This window comes from Stenotrophomonas sp. 86428_Sma (assembly GCF_056481585.1).
In genome coordinates this window covers 3,293,989-3,312,124 of sequence record NZ_CM151156.1, presented here as the reverse complement: position 1 = coordinate 3,312,124, position 18,136 = coordinate 3,293,989, and the positions used below count along the sequence as shown (strand labels likewise).

Annotated in this window: 17 protein-coding genes; 9 read left to right on the top strand and 8 right to left on the bottom strand. The window is 67.1% G+C overall.

Features of this window, described 5'->3' with window-relative positions; genetic code table 11:
* Nucleotides 1–298 precede the first annotated feature (298 nt).
* Nucleotides 299–3,604: an Rne/Rng family ribonuclease gene (locus ACZK3J_RS15260; protein WP_414578571.1), complete on the bottom strand. Its 3,306-nt coding sequence runs from the start codon at nt 3,602–3,604 to the stop codon at nt 299–301.
* A gap of 407 nt (nt 3,605–4,011) precedes the next feature.
* On the opposite strand from ACZK3J_RS15260, the gene ACZK3J_RS15255 reads away from it, so the two are divergent.
* Nucleotides 4,012–4,986: an RluA family pseudouridine synthase gene (locus ACZK3J_RS15255; protein WP_478476042.1), complete on the top strand. Its 975-nt coding sequence runs from the start codon at nt 4,012–4,014 to the stop codon at nt 4,984–4,986.
* A gap of 549 nt (nt 4,987–5,535) precedes the next feature.
* Here the strand turns inward: ACZK3J_RS15255 and zupT are convergent.
* The 3 genes from zupT to ACZK3J_RS15240 form a co-directional block, all read right to left on the bottom strand.
* Entirely contained in the window at nt 5,536–6,345 is an 810-nt protein-coding gene (gene zupT / locus ACZK3J_RS15250; RefSeq protein WP_006456115.1) for a zinc transporter ZupT, read from the bottom strand.
* Nucleotides 6,346–6,443: 98 nt separating this feature from the next.
* Complete coding sequence (locus ACZK3J_RS15245; RefSeq protein ID WP_032129663.1) at nt 6,444–6,860, bottom strand: energy transducer TonB; 417 nt, start codon at nt 6,858–6,860, stop codon at nt 6,444–6,446.
* Complete coding sequence (locus ACZK3J_RS15240) at nt 6,857–7,207, bottom strand: 4a-hydroxytetrahydrobiopterin dehydratase (RefSeq protein WP_006456031.1); 351 nt, start codon at nt 7,205–7,207, stop codon at nt 6,857–6,859. Before ACZK3J_RS15240 ends, ACZK3J_RS15245 begins: the two co-directional genes overlap by 4 nt.
* Before the next feature lie 90 nt (nt 7,208–7,297).
* Between ACZK3J_RS15240 and ACZK3J_RS15235 the strand changes: the two genes are divergently transcribed.
* Both ACZK3J_RS15235 and ACZK3J_RS15230 read left to right on the top strand, forming a co-directional pair.
* Nucleotides 7,298–7,897, top strand: coding sequence for an NfuA family Fe-S biogenesis protein (locus tag ACZK3J_RS15235; RefSeq protein WP_032129662.1), 600 nt, complete (start codon nt 7,298–7,300; stop codon nt 7,895–7,897).
* A 10-nt stretch (nt 7,898–7,907) separates the two neighbouring features.
* Nucleotides 7,908–9,674 carry a hypothetical protein gene (locus ACZK3J_RS15230; protein ID WP_478476041.1) on the top strand — a complete coding sequence of 589 codons (1,767 nt, stop codon included), beginning with the start codon at nt 7,908–7,910 and terminating at the stop codon, nt 9,672–9,674.
* 558 nt (nt 9,675–10,232) lie between these two features.
* Here the strand turns inward: ACZK3J_RS15230 and ACZK3J_RS15225 are convergent.
* Entirely contained in the window at nt 10,233–10,646 is a 414-nt protein-coding gene (locus ACZK3J_RS15225; protein ID WP_032129660.1) for a barstar family protein, read from the bottom strand.
* Nucleotides 10,646–11,098, bottom strand: a complete 453-nt coding sequence (locus tag ACZK3J_RS15220) for a guanyl-specific ribonuclease (RefSeq protein WP_414578533.1) — start codon at nt 11,096–11,098, stop codon at nt 10,646–10,648. The genes ACZK3J_RS15225 and ACZK3J_RS15220 overlap by 1 nt, the downstream gene beginning before the upstream one ends.
* Nucleotides 11,099–11,316: 218 nt before the next feature.
* Between ACZK3J_RS15220 and ACZK3J_RS15215 the strand changes: the two genes are divergently transcribed.
* Nucleotides 11,317–11,928, top strand: a complete 612-nt coding sequence (locus ACZK3J_RS15215) for a superoxide dismutase (protein ID WP_005410310.1) — start codon at nt 11,317–11,319, stop codon at nt 11,926–11,928.
* A 132-nt stretch (nt 11,929–12,060) separates the two neighbouring features.
* Here ACZK3J_RS15215 and ACZK3J_RS15210 read toward each other — a convergent pair whose 3' ends face one another.
* Nucleotides 12,061–12,909, bottom strand: a complete 849-nt coding sequence (locus tag ACZK3J_RS15210; RefSeq protein WP_414578531.1) for an endonuclease/exonuclease/phosphatase family protein — start codon at nt 12,907–12,909, stop codon at nt 12,061–12,063.
* A gap of 163 nt (nt 12,910–13,072) precedes the next feature.
* Here ACZK3J_RS15210 and ACZK3J_RS15205 point away from each other — a divergent pair, with 163 nt between their 5' ends.
* Nucleotides 13,073–14,638, top strand: a complete 1,566-nt coding sequence (locus ACZK3J_RS15205) for a POT-type proton-dependent oligopeptide transporter (protein WP_478476040.1) — start codon at nt 13,073–13,075, stop codon at nt 14,636–14,638.
* 7 nt (nt 14,639–14,645) lie between these two features.
* Entirely contained in the window at nt 14,646–15,272 is a 627-nt protein-coding gene (locus ACZK3J_RS15200; protein ID WP_010486760.1) for a rhomboid family intramembrane serine protease, read from the top strand.
* A gap of 43 nt (nt 15,273–15,315) precedes the next feature.
* Here the strand turns inward: ACZK3J_RS15200 and ACZK3J_RS15195 are convergent, their stop codons facing one another.
* Nucleotides 15,316–15,477 carry a hypothetical protein gene (locus ACZK3J_RS15195; protein ID WP_277779147.1) on the bottom strand — a complete coding sequence of 54 codons (162 nt, stop codon included), beginning with the start codon at nt 15,475–15,477 and terminating at the stop codon, nt 15,316–15,318.
* Nucleotides 15,478–15,686: 209 nt separating this feature from the next.
* On the opposite strand from ACZK3J_RS15195, the gene ACZK3J_RS15190 reads away from it, so the two are divergent.
* Genes ACZK3J_RS15190 through cfa form a run of 3 tightly spaced genes read left to right on the top strand, consistent with a single transcriptional unit; the run spans nt 15,687 to nt 18,043 of the window.
* Nucleotides 15,687–15,989 carry a GNAT family N-acetyltransferase gene (locus tag ACZK3J_RS15190; RefSeq protein ID WP_006455911.1) on the top strand — a complete coding sequence of 101 codons (303 nt, stop codon included), beginning with the start codon at nt 15,687–15,689 and terminating at the stop codon, nt 15,987–15,989.
* Nucleotides 15,990–16,026: 37 nt separating this feature from the next.
* On the top strand, nt 16,027–16,908 hold the full coding sequence (locus tag ACZK3J_RS15185) for a DUF3298 and DUF4163 domain-containing protein (RefSeq protein ID WP_049462196.1): 882 nt from the start codon (nt 16,027–16,029) through the stop codon (nt 16,906–16,908).
* Between the two features lie 19 nt (nt 16,909–16,927).
* Complete coding sequence (gene cfa, locus ACZK3J_RS15180; RefSeq protein WP_277779148.1) at nt 16,928–18,043, top strand: cyclopropane fatty acyl phospholipid synthase; 1,116 nt, start codon at nt 16,928–16,930, stop codon at nt 18,041–18,043.
* Nucleotides 18,044–18,136: the final 93 nt, after the last annotated feature.

The window sequence follows — 18,136 nt, the reverse complement described above, 5'->3', positions numbered from 1 at the left end:
CAGTGACCGTGCGCGGGGTGTGCCCTGGTGGGTGCCAACCTTGGTTGGCACGGACGTGTCTGCGTGCACTCAATCAACGGCGCCAACCAAGGTTGGCCTCTACCAAAGCAGTGACCGTGCGCGGGGTGTGCCCTGGTGGGTGCCAACCTTGGTTGGCGCGTGCGTGTCCACGTGCACTCAATCAACGGCGCCAACCAAGGTTGGCTTCTACCAAAGCGAAGCCAGCGCCAAACGCACACACAAAAACGGCGGGGATCATTGATCCCCGCCGTTTCGTTTTCACGCGATCAAGGAGCGATCAGTTCGCCGGCGGCGTGCGCTTGGCGGCCTCTTCGTCTTCTTCATCGGTCTTGGCTTCTGCAGCCTGGGCCGCAGCGTCGGCATGGCCATCGGCGACCGGGTCGATCGACGGCGTCACCACCGCTTCGGCGACCGGGGCAGCGGCCTCGATCGGCGCGGCTTCCACCGCCACCGGAGCGACCGGCTGTTCGGCGGCCACGACGGGCTCGACGACCGGCGTGGCTTCAACCACCGGCGCGGCCTCAACGGCCACCGGCTTGGCTTCAACTGCCGCAGCGGCTTCAACGATCTCTGGCTTGGCTTCAACGACCGGCGCAGCCTTGACCGCCACCGGCTTGGCTTCAACCACCGGCGCATCCTCGACCGCCGCCGGCTTCGCTTCGATCACCGGAGCGGCTTCAACCACCGGGGCGGCTGCAACTGCGACCGGCTTTGCTTCGGTCACCGGCGCAATGGCTTCGGTCACCGGCGCGGCAGCGGCTACCGGCTGGGCCGGGGTCGCCGCGTCGATGGCATCGAGCATGCTGGTCTGCACCGGCGAGGACACCGCTTCGGTCTTCGCAGCAGCTTCGACCGGGGCCTGCACTTCAGCCACGACCGGGGCGGCGGCTTCGACCACAGCGCTGCTCACCACGGCAACCGGTGCGGCGGCAACAGCGGCGGCAGCACGGACCGGTTTCGCGGCATCGGCAGCGGCCGGTTCGGCTTCGTCATCGAAGTCGAACTCCGGCTGCGAACGGGCCGGCTGCGCAGCAGCGACCGGCGCAGTGCCGGCAGTGCTGTCGACGCTCGGCTCGGCGCCGTCGGCGTCGTCACCGTCGTCACCATCGTCCTGGTCATCGCCCAGAGCGTCGCTGCCGGCGGCGTTCTCGGCGCCACCGCGACGACGGCGACGGCCACCGCGACGGCCGCGACGACGGCGGGTCGCACCTTCGCCGGTCTGCTCGCCATTGGCGTCGGTTGCAGCCTCTTCACCGGCAACCGCAACCACCTCGGTCTCGCTGGCGGCGTTGGCAGTGGTGTCGACCGGTGCTGCGGCTTCGGCCGGAGCGGCGGCCACCGGAGCAACCGGCGCGGTCGCTTCCTGCGCGGTCACCGTATTGGTGGCGACCGCCGTGGCGGCCACGGCTGCAGCCGCGGTCACGGCTTCGGCCGGTGCCTCGGCGGCGTTGCGCTGCGGCTTCTCGGCCGGCTTGTCACCGTCCTGCTGCGGGCGCGGCTGCTTCGGCTGCTTCAGCTTCGGCTGCTGCGGGTTCTGGCCCTGCTGCTCGTTGCGCGGCTTGTTCTGCTGCTGCGGCTGGTGCTGGCCATCCTTCTGCTGCGGCTCCTTCTGCTTGCCCTGCTGCGGCTGCTGCTGGGCATTGCCGTTGTTACCGTTGCGGCCGTCCTTGCTGCGCTGCTCACCGCGCTCCTTGCGGTTGCCGCCGTCCTTCTGCTGCTGCGCGTTGCCGTTGCCGCCGTTGCCGCGGTTGTCGTCGCGACGGTCCTTGCGGTCCTTGTTGCGATCCTTGTTGCGGTCCTTGCGGCCGCCGTCCTGCTGCTGGCGGGCGACCGGAGCCGCCGGTGCCGGTGTCGGCGCCGGTTCGCCACCGAACACGCGCTTGAGCCAACCGATCACGCCGCCGCTCGGGGCCGCTGCAACCGGCGCTGCCACGACCGGGGCCGGTGCCGCTGCGGCCGGCTCCACTTCCTCGCGCACCGGAGCGGGGGAGGTGTGCTTGACCTGGGTCACGGCCGGCGGCGGGATGTTCAACTGGCCCTTGGTCAGGGCGTGCACCGGCAGCTTGCGCGGGGTGCCGCGCTGGTAGCTGGGCTTGTTGCTCTCTTCACCCAGCTCGTTCTCACGCAGGCGGGTGACGGTGTAGTGCGGGGTGTGCAGCTGCTCGTCGGCGACGATCACGATCGGCGCCTCGTGGCGCTGCTCGATCTCACGCAGGGCGCTGCGCTTTTCGTTCAGCAGGTAATTGGCGATCTCCACCGGGGCCTGCACCAGCACCTGCCCGGTGTTCTCCTTCATCGCATGCTCTTCAGCCACGCGGATGATCGACAGCGACAGCGACTCGACGCTGCGCATGCGGCCGTGGCCGTCACAACGCGGGCAGACGATCTGGCTGGACTCGCCCAGGCTCGGGCGCAGGCGCTGGCGGCTCATTTCCAGCAGGCCGAAGCGCGAGATGCGGCCGACCTGCACGCGCGCGCGGTCGTACTTCAGCGCGTTGGCGAGGCGGTTCTCGACTTCGCGCTGGTGCTTGTTGGAGGCCATGTCGATGAAGTCGATCACCACCAGGCCGCCCAGGTCACGCAGGCGCAGCTGGCGGGCCACTTCCTCGGCCGCTTCCAGGTTGGTCTGGAAGGCGGTGTCCTCGATGTCGCTGCCCTTGGTGGCGCGCGAGGAGTTCACGTCGACGGCGGTCAGCGCTTCGGTCTGGTCGACCACGATCGAGCCGCCCGACGGCAGGCGCACGTTGCGCTCGTAGGCGCCTTCGATCTGCGATTCGATCTGGAAGCGGTTGAACAGCGGGATGTCGTCCTTGTAATGCTTGAGCTTGCGCAGGGTCTGCGGCATCACCTGCTGCATGAACTCGCGGGCGTGCTCGTACATCTCCTCGGTGTCCACCAGGATCTCGCCGATGTCGGCGCGCAGGTAGTCACGCAGGGCGCGCACGATCAGGCGCGATTCCTGGTAGATCAGGAACGGGGCCGGCTTGCTCAATGCGGCTTCGGCGATGGCGCGCCAGACGTTGAGCAGGTAATCCAGATCCCACTGCAGCTCTTCCGCATCGCGGCCGACGCCGGCGGTACGGATGATCACGCCCATGTCGTCGGGGATGTTCAGCTTGTCCAGGGCGTCCTTCAGGGCGGCCCGGTCTTCGCCCTCGATGCGACGGGAGACACCGCCGGCGCTGGGCGAGTTCGGCATCAGCACCATGTAGCGGCCGGCCAGCGAGATGAACGTGGTCAGGGCGGCGCCCTTGTTGCCACGCTCTTCCTTGTCGACCTGGACAACGATCTCCTGGCCTTCCTTCAGCAGTTCGCGGATGCCGGCCTTGTTGTGGTCGACACCGGCCTGGAAGTAATCGCGGGAGATTTCCTTCAGCGGCAGGAAGCCATGGCGGCCGCCACCGTATTCAACGAAGGCCGCTTCCAGCGAGGGCTCGATGCGGAAGATCCGGCCCTTGTAGATGTTGGACTTCTTCTGTTCCTTCGACGGCTGCTCGATGTCGATGTCATACAACGACTGGCCATCCACGATGGCAACACGCAGCTCTTCAGCCTGCGTGGCGTTGATCAGCATTCGCTTCATTGTTGCGTTCCTCGCAAGCGGCTACCGCGCGGAACGCCATGGGGTTTCGCCTCTGGACACGGTTCGCCGCCCATTCGCGCAAGCGCGGGGAGGGCGGCTTGGGTTTCCAGCGCTACGACACCACGGCAGGCCGCGGGAGCGCTTCACTCTTATGGGTTTTGGGGTGTTACAGGCCGCAGGCAGCTGTCAGCCAGGCTGGAGCGCCACGCGGGACATGTTCAGCACGGTTGCGTGTCAGGCATCCGGCGATGGCCGGGAAGGCCGGTGAGCCGCTAACATGGCCGCCCCGCGGGCGGTGGTCGCGCACTGTGCCGGATTCGTCGGAAGCTGGGCTTCTGGCCCTGAGTAACTTCCAACGAAATCAATCCCTTATCTCGCCCCCCGAGTGTAACAGAATAAACAGCCTGATGACTGCCCAAGACCCCACCAAACCCGCTGGCGACAAGCCTTCCGTGCGCATGATCACCGTTCCCGCCGACCGTGCCGGCCAGCGCCTGGACAACTTCCTGCTCGGCCAGCTGAAGGGTGCCCCGCGCAGCCTGGTCTACAAGCTGGTGCGCAGCGGCCAGGTACGGGTGAATGGTGGCCGCGCCAAGGCCGAACGCAAGCTCGAGGCGGGTGATGAGGTGCGCGTGCCGCCGGTCCGTCTCACCGAAGAGGGAGACAAGGCCGGTCCGCCGGAGGCGTTCATGCGCCGCCTGGAGCAGGCCATCGTCTTCGAGGATGCCCGCCTGCTGGCCCTGAACAAGCCCACTGGCGTGGCCAGCCATGGCGGCAGCGGCATCAGTTTCGGTGCCATCGAGACCCTGCGGGCCCTGCGCCCGGGCCAGACCCTCGAGCTGGTCCACCGGTTGGATCGAGACACCTCGGGCCTGCTGATCGTGGCCAAGAAGCGCTCCGCGCTGAGCGAACTGCAGGCGCTGCTGCGTGAAGATCACGGCGCCGGCATCCGCAAGCGCTACCTGACCCTGCTGGCCGGGCGCATGCCGGACGGCGTGATGACGGTCGATGCGCCGCTGCACGTGGGCCTGCGCCAGGGCGGCGAGCGCCATGTGCAGGTCAATGCGATCGGCAAGGAATCGATCAGCCACTTCCGTGTGCTGGAGCGTCGCGGTGGTCATTCCTACTGCGAAGTCCGCATCGAGACCGGCCGTACCCACCAGATCCGCGTGCATGCCCAGCATCTGGGGCATCCGGTGGCCGGTGACGACAAATACGGCGATCCTGCGGCCAACAAGCGGCTTCGTGAGCAGATCGGGCTGAAGCGTCTGTTCCTGCACGCGGCCTCGCTGGAGTTCGCGCTGGACGACGGCAAGAGCCCGTACGTGCTGAACGCGCCGCTGGCCGATGAGTTGGTCGAGGCGCTGGACCGGCTGCGCTGACGGCGGTTCGGCGGCGCCGGGTGCTTGGTCGGCGCCGTCGCTTCCCTGCGATGAGTGGGCTTGTCACTTTCTTTGCTCGTGCAAAGAAAGTAACCAAAGAAACACGCCGCCATCCGCGAGCCGGCGCTGCGCGCCGGTGCCCTGCGCTCCTCGGTCCGCCGAGGGGCGGCGCGGAACTCGCTGCGCTCAGACACCCGCGCCTCTTCACCCTCGCCGGACCTGCGGTGCTCGGCTAGCTACAAGGCGGACCAGACAGCCGCAGCGTAGACCCATATCCGCACGTAGCCTTTGTAGAGTCGAGCGACGCTCGACTCGCGCGCGCAGCGCGGGCTTCGCTTTCTTATTCTTTCATCGCGTGGCTGGCACGCACAGAAAAATGACGGGGCACGGGCGGGGGCGGCTTGCAGGGGTGTCCGCCGCATGGATGCGGCGGCCAAGCCTCCATGGATGGATTCACGGCGTCCCCTGCAAGCCGCCCCCGCCCGTGACCTCTCGATGCTGCGGGACCTACCAGCCGCGAGGGGGCTCAGCCCGTTGGCCGCAAACCCCTCACCACTTGAACAGCACCAGGCTGATCGCCAGCGTGCCCATGCCTGCCACCAGCCCGTAAACCGTCTCGTGGCCCTTGGCATAGCGCTTGGCCGCCGGCAGCAGTTCATCCAGCGCCAGGAACACCATCACGCCGGCGATCAGCCCGAACACCCAGCCGAAGGTGGCGTGCGACAGTGATCCGGACAGCAGCCAGTAGCCCAGCGCCGCACCCACCGGTTCGGCCAGGCCGGACAGAAGGCTGGCACTGAACGCGTAGAACTTGTTCTGGGTGGCGAAGTACACCGGCACCGCAATGGCGATGCCCTCGGGAATGTTGTGGATGGCGATGGCGAAGGCCAGCGGCATGCCGACCGACGGACTCTCCAGCGTGGCAAAGAAGGTTGCCAACCCTTCCGGGAAGTTGTGCGCGGTGATCGCGATCGAGGTCAGCAGGGCAACCCGCTTCAGGTACTCGCGGCTGTTCTCGCGGAACGCCGGGTCCTGCTTGTCCAGGCTGTCATGCGGGTTGGGGATGAAGTGGTCGATCAGCACGATCACGATCACGCCCAGCAGGAAGGCCAGAGTGCCGTAGGTGAAGCCGGTGCGCTCGCCATAGGCCAGTGCGAACGAGGCAATGGACTTGTTGAGGATCTCCGACAGCGACACATAGACCATCGCGCCGCCGGCGAAGGCCAGGCCAAAGGCCAGCAGGCGCGGGTTGGGGCGGCGCGAGAACAGCACCAGCAGGCTGCCGATGGCGGTGGCCAGGCCGGCCGCGAGGGTGACCGCCAGTGCGATCCAGACATTTTCGGGGGGAATCTGCAGCATGTACCGACGCGGTCCTGGTCAACAGACAACCGCCCCGGATGAACCCGGGGCGGGGAGGGCGAGGCGGGCGTCGGCTGGCCTCGTCGGGGCGCGCGCGATCAGCCGCCGCGGCGCAGGCGTTCTTCGATGGCGAAGCACTGGTCCGGCTTCGGCTGCGGCGGGTTGAAGCTCACCGGCACCTGGATCGTGGCCGGCACCGGCTGGCCGTTGCGGGTGGCGGCATTGAACTGCCAGCCCTGTACGGCGGTCCTGGCCAGCTCGTCCAGCTGGGGGTTGCCGGCGCCGGTCAGCAGAGCCACTTCGCTCGGCTTGCCATCGGTGCCGATGGTCACCTTGAAGGTGCTGGTGCCGCCCACACCCATGCAGGCCAGCTCAAGCGGGTACTGCGGCGGCGGTGTCTTCACCGCAGCCACTTCGGTGGGCGGCGGCGGTGGTGGTGCCGCTGGTTCGGACGCGCCACAGCCGGCCAGGCCGGTCGCAGCGATCAGGGACAGGCTCAGCAAACGTACGTTCATGGCAGTTGCTCCGTCAGGGCCGAAGTCTTCGCCGCACAGATGAAGTCGTTCTCGCTCAGGCCGCCCACATCGTGGGTGGAGAAGCGCACGACCGCGCGATCGTAGTGCACGCCCAGGTCCGGATGGTGGTCCTCGCGATGGGCGATCCAGGCCAGCGCGTTCACGAAGGCCATGGTGGCGTAGTAGTCCTTGAAGCGGAAGGTGCGCGACAGGGCCTGGCCGCCCTCGCTCAGCTCCCAGCCGGGAATCTGCGGCAGCAGTTCGGCCAGGCGGGCTTCGCCAAGCTTGTGATCGCTGCCTTTGCGCGGCACGCAACGGGCCTGGGCCAGTGGAATCAGGTCGGCCATGGGAATCTCCACCTCGTGTTGACTGAACAATGCGCCGGACGGTGTATAAACCGAATGAGCGGTTGACGCTTACTTGGCTAGAATAGCCTGATGATCCAGATCTCCGACACTGCCCAGACCCATTTCCGCAAGCTGATCGAACGCGAGGGCGTGCCCGGCATGGGCGTGCGCTTGAGTGCGGTCGAGCCCGGCACCCCGCGCGCCGATGCCCGGCTGGAGTTCGCCGAACCGACCGACCTGCTCGGTGACGAGTGGGCGGTGGACTGCGATGGCTTCACCCTCTACGTCGATGCGAGCAGCGTCGGCTGGCTCGATGGCGCCGAGATCGACATCGTCGCCGGCACCGCCGGTACCCAGCAGTTGACCATCAAGGCGCCGCGCATCAAGGGCGAGGCCCCCGGCGATGCCGCTTCGCTGGTCGAGCGCGTGCACTGGGTGGTGGAAAACGAAGTCAATCCGCAGCTGGCCTCGCATGGCGGCAAGGTGGCCGTGCAGGAAGTCTCGTCCGACGGCGTGGTGCTGCTTCGCTTCGGTGGTGGCTGCCAGGGCTGTGGCATGGCCGACGTGACGCTCAAGCAGGGCATCGAGAAGACCCTGATGGGCCGCGTGCCGGGCGTGACCGCCGTGCGCGACGCGACCGACCATGACAGCGGCCACGCGCCGTATATCCCGCGCGGCAACGTCGCCTGACCGCTGACGCGTGCCTCTGACCCGGGCCGAGCAACTCATCGAACTGCTGCTGGCCCGCCAGCAGCCACGCGCCGTCCTCGAGAAGTCCACGCGCCTGCCCTATGGCTGGGCGCTGTGGCTGCGCTCGCTGGGCCCGCTGCCGCGGCCGTTCCACGCCCGCGAAGTGATTGCGGTATTGCTGCCGCGCCCGCTGCCTGGACCGCCGGGCCAATCACCCCGGCTGTCGCCGTGGCAGGCGCTGCGCCGGTTGTTCTGGCAGGACTGGGACGCTGCGCCGCGCGATCAGCGCTGGATGCGCTGGACCTCGGCGTTGGCCAGCGCGCTGCTGCACCTGCTGTTCTTCATGCTGCTGCTGTGGGTTGCGGTGATCCGCACCACGGCACCGGAAGCAGAGGGCGCCGAAGGCGAGCGCATGCAGGTGGAATTCGTCGGCCGCGCCTCGCAGGAGGGCGGAGGCGATCAGCCGGGTGCCGAGGCGGCTGCGGCTGCACCGGCCGGCCAGGTTGCCGCCGGCCAGGCAGCAGGGGCCGCGACTGCACCTGAGCCGCGTCCTGTGGCCGCGTCGGCGCCTGCGCCTGCACCGGCTCCAGCACCGGCAGCCAGCGCGCCGTCGCCGCCGGCCGAAGCCGAGCCGGCCCCGCTTGCGGCCCCGCCACCGTCGCCGGTGCAGGCCACCGAAGTGGCGCAGGCCAGCACGGATTTCGTGGTGCCGCCGGTCAGCGTGCCGCGCACCGAGGTCAGCATCGTGCCGCGTGACACCACGCCCACGGTGCGCGAGCGCAGCGTGCAGCCGGTGCAGGCGCCGCCAACCCCAACCGCGATGCGTGCGCCGCAGATCGCGGTGCGGACGCCGCAGCTGCGTGACATCCCGGTGCAGGAGCGCGAAGTCAGTACGGTCGATGCACTGGCGGTGTCGCAGCCACTGCGCACGGCCGATGTGCAGGTGCGCGTGCCGCAGCGCGACGTACAGGTGCGCGAGCGTGAAGTGCAGGCGGTGGTCGATCCGCAGGTGCGGATGGCGACCGTCGCCGGTCGCGAACCGGCAGTGCATGCGCCGGCGGGTCGTGACGTACAGGTGCGCGAGCGCGAAGTAGCCTCGGCACCGGTGGCAGCCCCTTCGTCTTCCAGTGGCAATGCACCCGTGGCAACGCCCGCGCCGGCGGCCAATGGCAGCGCGACGCAGGCGAGCAGCAGCGCCGCGCGGCCTGCTGCATCCAGCACGACCCCGGCCCAGGCCGGAGCGCGCCCGGCCCCCAATCCGGGCAACTGGGCCACGCCCGCCAAGGGCGATGACTGGGGGGCATCGAGCCGCAACCAGGACGGCGCCGACAAGGGCGCCCGCCAGGCCAGTACCAGCGGCAAGGGCAGTGGCCTGTTCAATGCCGATGGCAGCGTCCGCGTGCCGGGCCAGGAAGGCGAGGGGCGTGCCGAGCGCGGTGCGCCAGGTGGCGCCAACGACGGCTGGAGCAAGGAACGCATCGCGCAATCGGGCACCTGGCTGAAGCGACCGCCGTACGACTACACGCCCACTTCGTTCGACAAGTACTGGGTGCCGCAGGAATCGCTGCTGGCCGAATGGGTGCGCAAGGGCGTCAAGGCGATGGAGATTCCATTGCCGGGTACCAGCACGAAGATCTCCTGCGTGATCTCGATCCTGCAGGCCGGTGGTGGCTGTGGCCTGACCAACCCCAACATGCAGGACCAGCCGGCGGTGGCACGACCGCCGCCGGACATCCCGTTCAAGAAAGAGCTGCAGGAAGACAACGGGAGCCGCTAACGGCTCCCGTTGTCCACGCATGTTTCCTTGTCCTCGCGCCGTTGGCGCGCCCCCTTGAACAACAAGGGGGCTTTTCGATGGACCCATCGCGGGATGTGACGGCCATGCTGGCGCGCTTGGGTAGGTGCCAACCTTGGTTGGCACAGAAGCGCCGACCAAGGTCGGCATCTACCGGATGCACGTGCGCCGACCAGGGGCGGCCTCTACCTGGGTGGTGACCTCACGCGCTCTGCGACAGAAACACCCAGAACGGCACGTCTCCGCCAACCCACTGGCCGGCTCGCACTTTGGTAGGTGCCAACCTTGGTTGGCACAGAAGCGCCGACCAAGGTCGGCATCTACCAGGGCATCGACCTCACGCGCTCTGCGACAGAAACACCCAGAACGGCACGTCTCGGCCGACCTGCTGGCCGGCCCGCGCTTTGGTAGGTGCCAACCTTGGTTGGCACAGAAGCGCCGACCAAGGTCGGCATCTACCGGAGCACGTGCGCCGACCAAGGTCGGCATCTACCGGAGCACGTGCGCCGACCAAGGTCGGCATCTACCAGGGCATCGACCTCACGCGCTCTGCGACAGGAACACCCAGAACGGTACGTCACGGCCGACCCAGTCGCGGCTGGCTTCGTCCATCACGTCCAGCAGAGTATCGAAATCCTTCTGCGTGGAGGCGCGCAACGTGTCCACGTCGGCCAGGAACAGCGCGTAGCCGTTGGCCGGCAGCCACTGCAGGTCGCGCAGGTTGTCCGACAGCGCATCCCAGTTGCCGCCGAAGCCGGCAGGGAAATCCAGTTGCGCGGCCAGCCGGGCCAGCAGGGTGCGCTTGTCGGCCACGCCTTCCAGGTCGATGCGGATCACCTTCAGCCCGGCATCGCGCATCGCCGCGGCCAGTGCGCCGATGTCGTCGCTGTCGATGGCGTAGACGCCGGCATTGTTGATGTCATGCAGGCCGAGGCCGAAATCATCGTGGCTCATCACTGCGCTCCCTGGGCCGGTACGGTGAAGCTGCGGAACGATGCGTAGTGGTCGTCGGTGTAGTACCACGCCTCCGGCGGATCGCCACCGGTGACGATGCGGCGCGTGCCGCGGGTACGCGCACCGGGGGTGTCGACGGTGTATTCGCGGTAGTAGCCGCGCGGGCGCTGCGGCAGCTGCTGTTCGCGGTTGCCGAAGGTGCTGCCGTCCTGGCGGTGCGGGAACGGGCCGCCACGCTGGATCAGGGCGATGGTCTGCCGGGCTTCGGCGGGCAGGAATGCGGGCAGGCCGTTGTCGTTACCGATTGCGGCCGTGGCCGGCGCGCGCGCGGCAGGCGCACCCTGCAGGTCCGGCGCGAACTGCGGCGTCGGCGGGCGCTGCATGAAATGGTTGGCGACCAGGCCGAGCAGCAGCAGGGCGATGGCGGTGATCAGCAGCCGGGGGTTGCGCATGGGCAGGGCGGGCGAGGGTGGTGCGGGCACTGTAGCGCCTGTGCGCTGCACGGTGCATGAGGACGCCGTCGCGTCACTGCTGCGTAACAATTGCCGTCATGCTCACTGGCAGGACGCAATTTCCTTTACATCCCCCTTGGTAATCTGGCGGTCTGTCCCCATCATTCACCGCGCAACGCCCGACACCGTCGGGTGCCCTCGCAATCAGGAGGTGCATCATGGCCTATACCCTGCCCAAGCTGTCCTACGCCTACGACGCGCTGGAACCGCATATCGATGCGGCGACGATGGAAATCCATCACACCAAGCATCACCAGACCTACATCAACAACGTCAACGCGGCGCTGGAAGGCACCGAGTACGCTGACCTGCCGGTCGAAGAACTGGTGAAGAAGCTCAAGTCGCTGCCGGAGAACCTGCAGGGTCCGGTGCGCAACAATGGTGGCGGCCATGCCAACCACTCGCTGTTCTGGACCGTGATGGCTCCGAATGCTGGCGGCAACCCGGTGGGCGACGTGGCCAAGGCCATCGACAAGGACCTGGGCGGCTTCGACAAGTTCAAGGACGCCTTCACCAAGGCGGCGCTGACCCGTTTCGGCAGTGGCTGGGCGTGGCTGAGCGTGACCCCGGACAAGAAGGTTGTGGTCGAGAGCACCGGCAACCAGGACAGCCCGCTGATGGAAGGCAACACCCCCATCCTCGGCCTGGACGTGTGGGAACACGCGTACTACCTGAAGTACCAGAACCGTCGTCCGGAGTACATCGGCGCGTTCTTCAACGTCATCGACTGGAACGAAGTCGAGCGCCGTTACCAGGAAGCGATCGCCTGATCGCGGTAACGGGATGAACTGAGAAGGCCGGGGGAGACCCCGGCCTTTTCTGTTGCAGGAGTCATTCGGTAGTGCCGGCCGCTGGCCGGCAATCGTGTGGTACCCGAGGAGCCGGCCAGCGGCCGGCACTACCTATTCGGCCGTGGCCGTATCACCCTGCAGGCGCAGGGTCGCCATCACGCCCAGGCGCAGGCCGGGCAGGTCGCCGTCGGCTGGCAGCAGGATCGGCTGCTGGCGGATGCCGCCGAAGTGCTTGACCTGGAACAGCACATCCAGGCCGTGGCCGCTGCTGCCACCGCCACTGGCCGCCGGCGCTTCGGCGCGGCCGCCGGGATTGCGCCGGGCCGGCTGGAAACCCGGCGTGCTGCGCACCAGTTCCACCGTGTTGGCCGAGAAATCGCCAGCAATCAGGCTGGGCATGCCCTCGGCGGTGGCGCCGACCCAGGTCATCAGGTCGCTGGTCTGATGCTGGCGGGCGGTGGCCTCGTCCGGGTCCGGGCGCAGCCGTGCCACATAGATGTTGACCAGTGCCTCGCCCAGCTTCAGCCGCATCATGCCGGCGGCGCTGAAGGTGCCGGGTGGGTGCAGCAGGGTCACGCCATCCTCGCTGACCGGCAGCCGGGTCAGCATCGCGTTGCCATGCCGCAACGGCTGGCTGGGCGGATCGGCGGTAACGAAGTCGCAGCTGTAGCGCAGCCGGCTGGCCAGCCAGCAGGCCGGATTGCGGCCCCGCTGCTGCAGCACCTGCTGCACCGAGATCACGTCCGGCTGCAGGTCGGTCAGCAACTGTGCGACCTGCTCACGGCGCAACTTCCATTGCGCGTCATCGCGGCTGGGCAGTTCCAGCGCGGCCACGGTCAGTTGCCGGGGCTCGTTGTCACTGGCAGTGGCGGCCGTTGCCTGCGGCCGCGCCTGTGCCTGCAACGCCATCAGCAGCACCAGGCAACTGAGCAGGAGACGGGCGGGGGCGAGGGGGCACATAACGATAAGTTTACGCTTTTGTCGTGCAGGTGCCGTGACTTCCGACACGGAGTGTCGCTGCCTGCCATGGATTGGCACCGTTGTCATGCAGCCCTGCAGCGTGCTTCGCAAGCCCTGCTTCCGGTAATCTTGCGCCTTTCGCTTTGCAGGATTGCCTTACAGGATGAGCCACGACGCAGTTGCCCCCATCGCCGGCCAGGGAAAGATGCCGCGCCAGATCCCGTACATCATCGGCAATGAGGCCTGCGAGCGGTTCAGTTTCTACGGGATGCGCAACATCCTGGTGCAGTTCCTGATCACCTCGCTGCTGCTGCAGGAAATCACTGCGGAAGGCCGTGCCGGTGAAGCCAAGGACATCATGCACAGCTTCATGATCGGCGTGTATTTCTTCCCGCTGCTCGGAGGCTGGCTGGCCGACAGGTTCTTCGGCAAGTACCACACCATTCTCTGGTTCAGCCTGGTCTACTGTGCCGGCCACCTGTGCCTGGCGCTGTTCGAGAACAGCCGCGAGGGCTTCTTCCTCGGCCTGGGCCTGATCGCGCTCGGTGCCGGTGGCATCAAGCCGCTGGTGGCCTCGTTCATGGGCGACCAGTTCGACCAGAGCAACAAGCACCTGGCCAAGATCGTCTTCGACGCCTTCTACTGGATCATCAACTTCGGCTCGCTGTTCGCCTCGCTGCTGATCCCGCTGGTGCTGAAGAACTGGGGCCCGCAGTGGGCGTTCGGCATCCCGGGCATCCTGATGTTCATCGCCACCTTCGTGTTCTGGCTGGGCCGCAAGCGCTACGTGCTGGTGCCGCTGCCGCCGAAGGATCCGCATTCGTTCGCCAACGTGGTGCGTACCGCACTGACCACGCGCGTGGCCGGCCAGGGCCGTCCGGGCCTGGTGATCGCCGTGCTCGGCCTGGTGCTGGCAGTGGCCTCGTTCGGCCTGGTTGGCTCGCTGGGCATCGTGATCTGCCTGTGCCTGGCGCTGGTATCGATCCTGGCCGGTATCGGTGGTGGCACCTGGCTGCAGCTCGATCGCGCCCGTGGCCAGCATCCGGCCGAAGCCGTCGAAGGCGTGCGCTCGGTGCTGCGGGTGCTGGTGATCTTCGCGCTGACCACGCCGTTCTTCTCGCTGTTCGACCAGAAGGCCTCGACCTGGGTCCTGCAGGGCCAGCAGATGCAGATGCCGAGCTGGTTCACCGCCTCGCAGATGCAGGCACTGAACCCGCTGCTGGTGATGATCCTGATTCCGTTCAACAACCTGGTGCTGTACCCGGCCCTGCGCCGCTTCGGCTTCGAGCCGACCGCGCTGCGCCGCATGACCGCCGGCATCGCCTTCAGCGGTCTGGCCTGGATCGTGGTCGGCGGCATCCAGGTGGTGATGGACGGGGGCAACGCCATGTCGATCTTCTGGCAGATGCTGCCGTATGCGCTGCTGACCTTCGGTGAGGTGCTGGTCTCGGCCACCGGCCTGGAGTTCGCCTACAGCCAGGCGCCGCAGGCGATGAAGGGCGTGGTGATGAGCTTCTGGAACCTGACCACAACCATCGGCAACCTGTGGGTGCTGCTGTCCAACGCGGCGGTGCGCAACGATGCGGTGACCCACAAGATCGCCAGTACGGGCCTGAGCGAGGCGGCGTTCCTGATGTTCTTCTTCGCCGGTTTCGCCTTCGTCGCGGCGTTGGCCTTCGGTTGGTACGCGAAACACTATCGTATGGTCGACAACTACCGTAGCGCCTGAGCCTGACATGACCCCCGTCAATCTGCTGTTGATCGCCATCACCGCCATCCTTTCGTGGATGGCGTTCAACAACCGCAAGCTGGCCGACCGCCTGATCCTGTGGCCGCCGGCCATCGACCGTCACCGCCAGTACGACCGGCTGGTGACCTATGGCTTCATCCACGCCGACTGGTCGCACCTGATCTTCAACATGATCACCCTGTTCTTCTTCGGGGGATTCATCGAGAGCGTGATGGTGCAGCTGACCGGCAGCTACCTGACCTACCCCGCGTTCTACATCGGTGCGCTGCTGGTCTCGATCCTGCCCAGCTACCTGAAGAACCAGAAGAACCCGAACTACCTCAGCCTGGGTGCGTCCGGTGCGGTGTCGGCGGTGCTGTTCGCCTTCATCCTGATCAAGCCGTGGTCGATCATCCTGGTGTTCTTCATCCCGGCGCCGGCCATCGTCTACGCCGCGTTCTACGTCGGCTACAGCATCTGGATGGACAAGCGCGGCGGTGACCGCATCAACCACAGCGCGCACCTGGCAGGCGCGGCGTTCGGCGTGATCTTCATGCTGGCCATGCAGCCGAGCATCTTCACTCACTTCCTGCGCGAACTCTCCAACCCGACCTTCCGCCTCGGCGGCGGTTGATGCCGGGAGCGGGGCGGATCGGCAGCGATCCGCCCCCGCTGTTTCAGAGCGTGGGCTGCTGACCGTAGGTATCCAGCAGGCGGGCGAACACTTCTTCGCCGATGCGCTGGAAATCCTGGTCCTGGGTCTGCCCCTCCACCGCCAGTTGCAGCAGGCCCTCCAGCAGGGCGCGGTCGGTATCTGAATTGGAATCGCTGGGGTGCATCGGAGCCTCCGCGGTGGTGCGCATGATCAACGGTCGCAAGGGCCGTGCCAGCCTGGCCGTACCCCTCCACAGGCGATAGCGGCCGCCAGCGCTCCAGCTTGAGGGTCGCAAACTGACGTGAATGGAACGGACTTGCCCCTGTTCAGGCTTCACGCGATCATGGCGCCCGGCTGCGCACCATCCACGCAGTCGCCGCAGGAGACAGTTCCATGGCTTCGGTCACGCCCCCCGGTCTGGCCTACGAGGTCGAACACGACCTGGCCAACCATCGCTTCACCGCCCGTGTGCGCGGACAGCTGGCGGTGCTGGACTACCAGATCAAACGCAGGCGCATGGTCATCACGCATACCGAGGTGCCCGAGCCGATTGCCGGCCGAGGCATCGCCGGTGAGCTGACCCGTGTGGCGCTGCGTTTTGCCCGTGAGCAGAAGTACAAGGTGGTGCCGGCGTGTTCCTACGCCGAGGCCTTCCTGCAGCGGCATGAGGAGTACCACGACCTGCTCGTTGGCTGAATGCCAGCGGGCCACGCTTCAGCCATGGCAGGCGATGATGTACAAACATGAACAGGGGATCCCGATGAAGATTGGAAACAACCGGCCACTGCACGGCAGCGTGCTGGCCGGCGTGGTAAGCGTGCTGTTGCTGGCCGGTTGCCAGCGTGAGAGCGAGCCGGCACCGGCGACCGACGCGGCGCCTGCCGCCGAGGCCACCGCCGCAGGCGAAACGCCGGTCACGGAAGCGCCGCTGGACCTGCGCGACGTGATCGAGAACAACGAACGCGAAGTGGTGGGTATCAGCTACCCGGCCGGCATCGACCGCTACCCGGGCTTGGCCCGCGCGCTGCAGAGCTATGCGACGAGTGCGCGCAGCGACCTGCAACAGGCGCTGGACGGGCTGGGCAATGACAAGCCGACCATGCCGTACGAGCTGTCGCTGAGCTTCGAGAAGCTGCTGGAAACCCCGCAGCTGGTGGTGGTCAGTGCCGATGGCAGCCGCTACACCGGTGGCGCCCATGGCGAACCGCTGGTGGCCCGATTCGTGTGGCTGCCGCAGCATCAGCAGATGCTCAGCGCCGAAAAGCTGGTGGCCGATGCCAAGGGCTGGAAGGCGATCAGCAATTTCGTCGCTGACCAGCTGCGTGAACGCGTGGCCACCCGCCTCAGCGGTGAGGACATGGATCCGGCCCAGCTGCAGGAATCGCTGCGCAACGCATCGCGCATGATTGCCGACGGCACCGGCCCGCAGGCCGACAATTTCAGCCAGTTCCAGCCGCTGACCGACGACAAGGGGCAGATCACCGCGCTGCGCTTTGTTTTCCCGCCGTACCAGGTGGGTCCATACTCGGACGGCACCCAGACCGCCGATGTACCGGCGGCGGTGCTGTTGCCGCACGTGGCCAAGGACTACGTGGAGCTGTTCGCACGCGGTTGACCGCAGTCGAGGAGGTGGCGTGGATACAGGGTTGCAGGAGCGGGTCGCCGGCCTGCTGCAGGAAGCCGGGGTCCGCATCGGCGGTTCCCAGCCACAGGATATCCAGGTTCATGACCCGCGCTTCTTCGCGCGGGTCATGGCGCACGGCTCGCTTGGCCTCGGCGAGAGCTACATGGACGGTTGGTGGGATGCCAACGTCCTGGATGAATTCCTTGTCCACCTGATGCAGGCGCACCTGGACGAACGGGTGCACGGTTGGCGCGAAGTGGCCGATGCACTGAAGGCGCGCCTGTTCAACCTGCAGGTGGGACAGGGCAGCTACGAGGTGGGCCGCCGCCACTACGACCTCGGCAATGATCTCTACCAGGCCATGCTGGGCCAGCGCCTGGTCTATAGCTGTGGCTACTGGCGCAATGCCGGCGATCTCGACGCCGCGCAGGAAGCCAAGCTTGACCTGGTCTGCCGCAAGCTGGGCTTGCGCGCGGGGCAGCGTGTGCTGGACATCGGCTGTGGCTGGGGCGAAGCCCTGAAGTTCGCCGCCGAGCGCTACGGTGTCAGTGGCGTCGGCGTGACCATTTCGCAGGAGCAGGCCGAGTTCGCCCGCGAACTGTGCGCCGGCCTGCCGATCGAGATCCGCCTACAGGACTACCGCGAACTGCACGAGCCGTTCGATGCGATCTTCTCGATCGGCATGTTCGAGCACGTCGGCGACAAGAACTACGCCAGCTTCTTCGAGGTGGCCAGGCGTTGCCTGTCACCGCGCGGCCTGCTGCTGCTGCACAGCATCGGCACCAACATCTCGCGGCATCGTACCGACCCGTGGATCGCGCGCTACATCTTTCCCAACTCGATGCTGCCATCGGCGGTGCAGATCACCAAGGCGTTCGAGGGCCGCTTCGTGCTGGAGGACTGGCACAACTTCGGCACCGATTACGACCTGACCCTGCAGGCCTGGCGGCGCAACGTGGAAGCGGCGTGGCCGCGGCTGGATGCGCGCTACGACGAACACTTCCGGCGCATGTGGCGCTTTTACCTGGCCGGGTCGATGGCCACCTTCCGTTGCCGGCACGCGCAGCTGTGGCAGCTGGTGCTGTCGCCGGAAGGCGTGCCGGGTGGGTACGTGGCGCCACGTTGAGGCTGCACTTCTGCCCTGCGCGACCGATGGTGCGGGTCGTGGAAGAAGCGACATCGCTTGACGTCATGCGCGAGCGTTGTCGGCGCTGTGCCT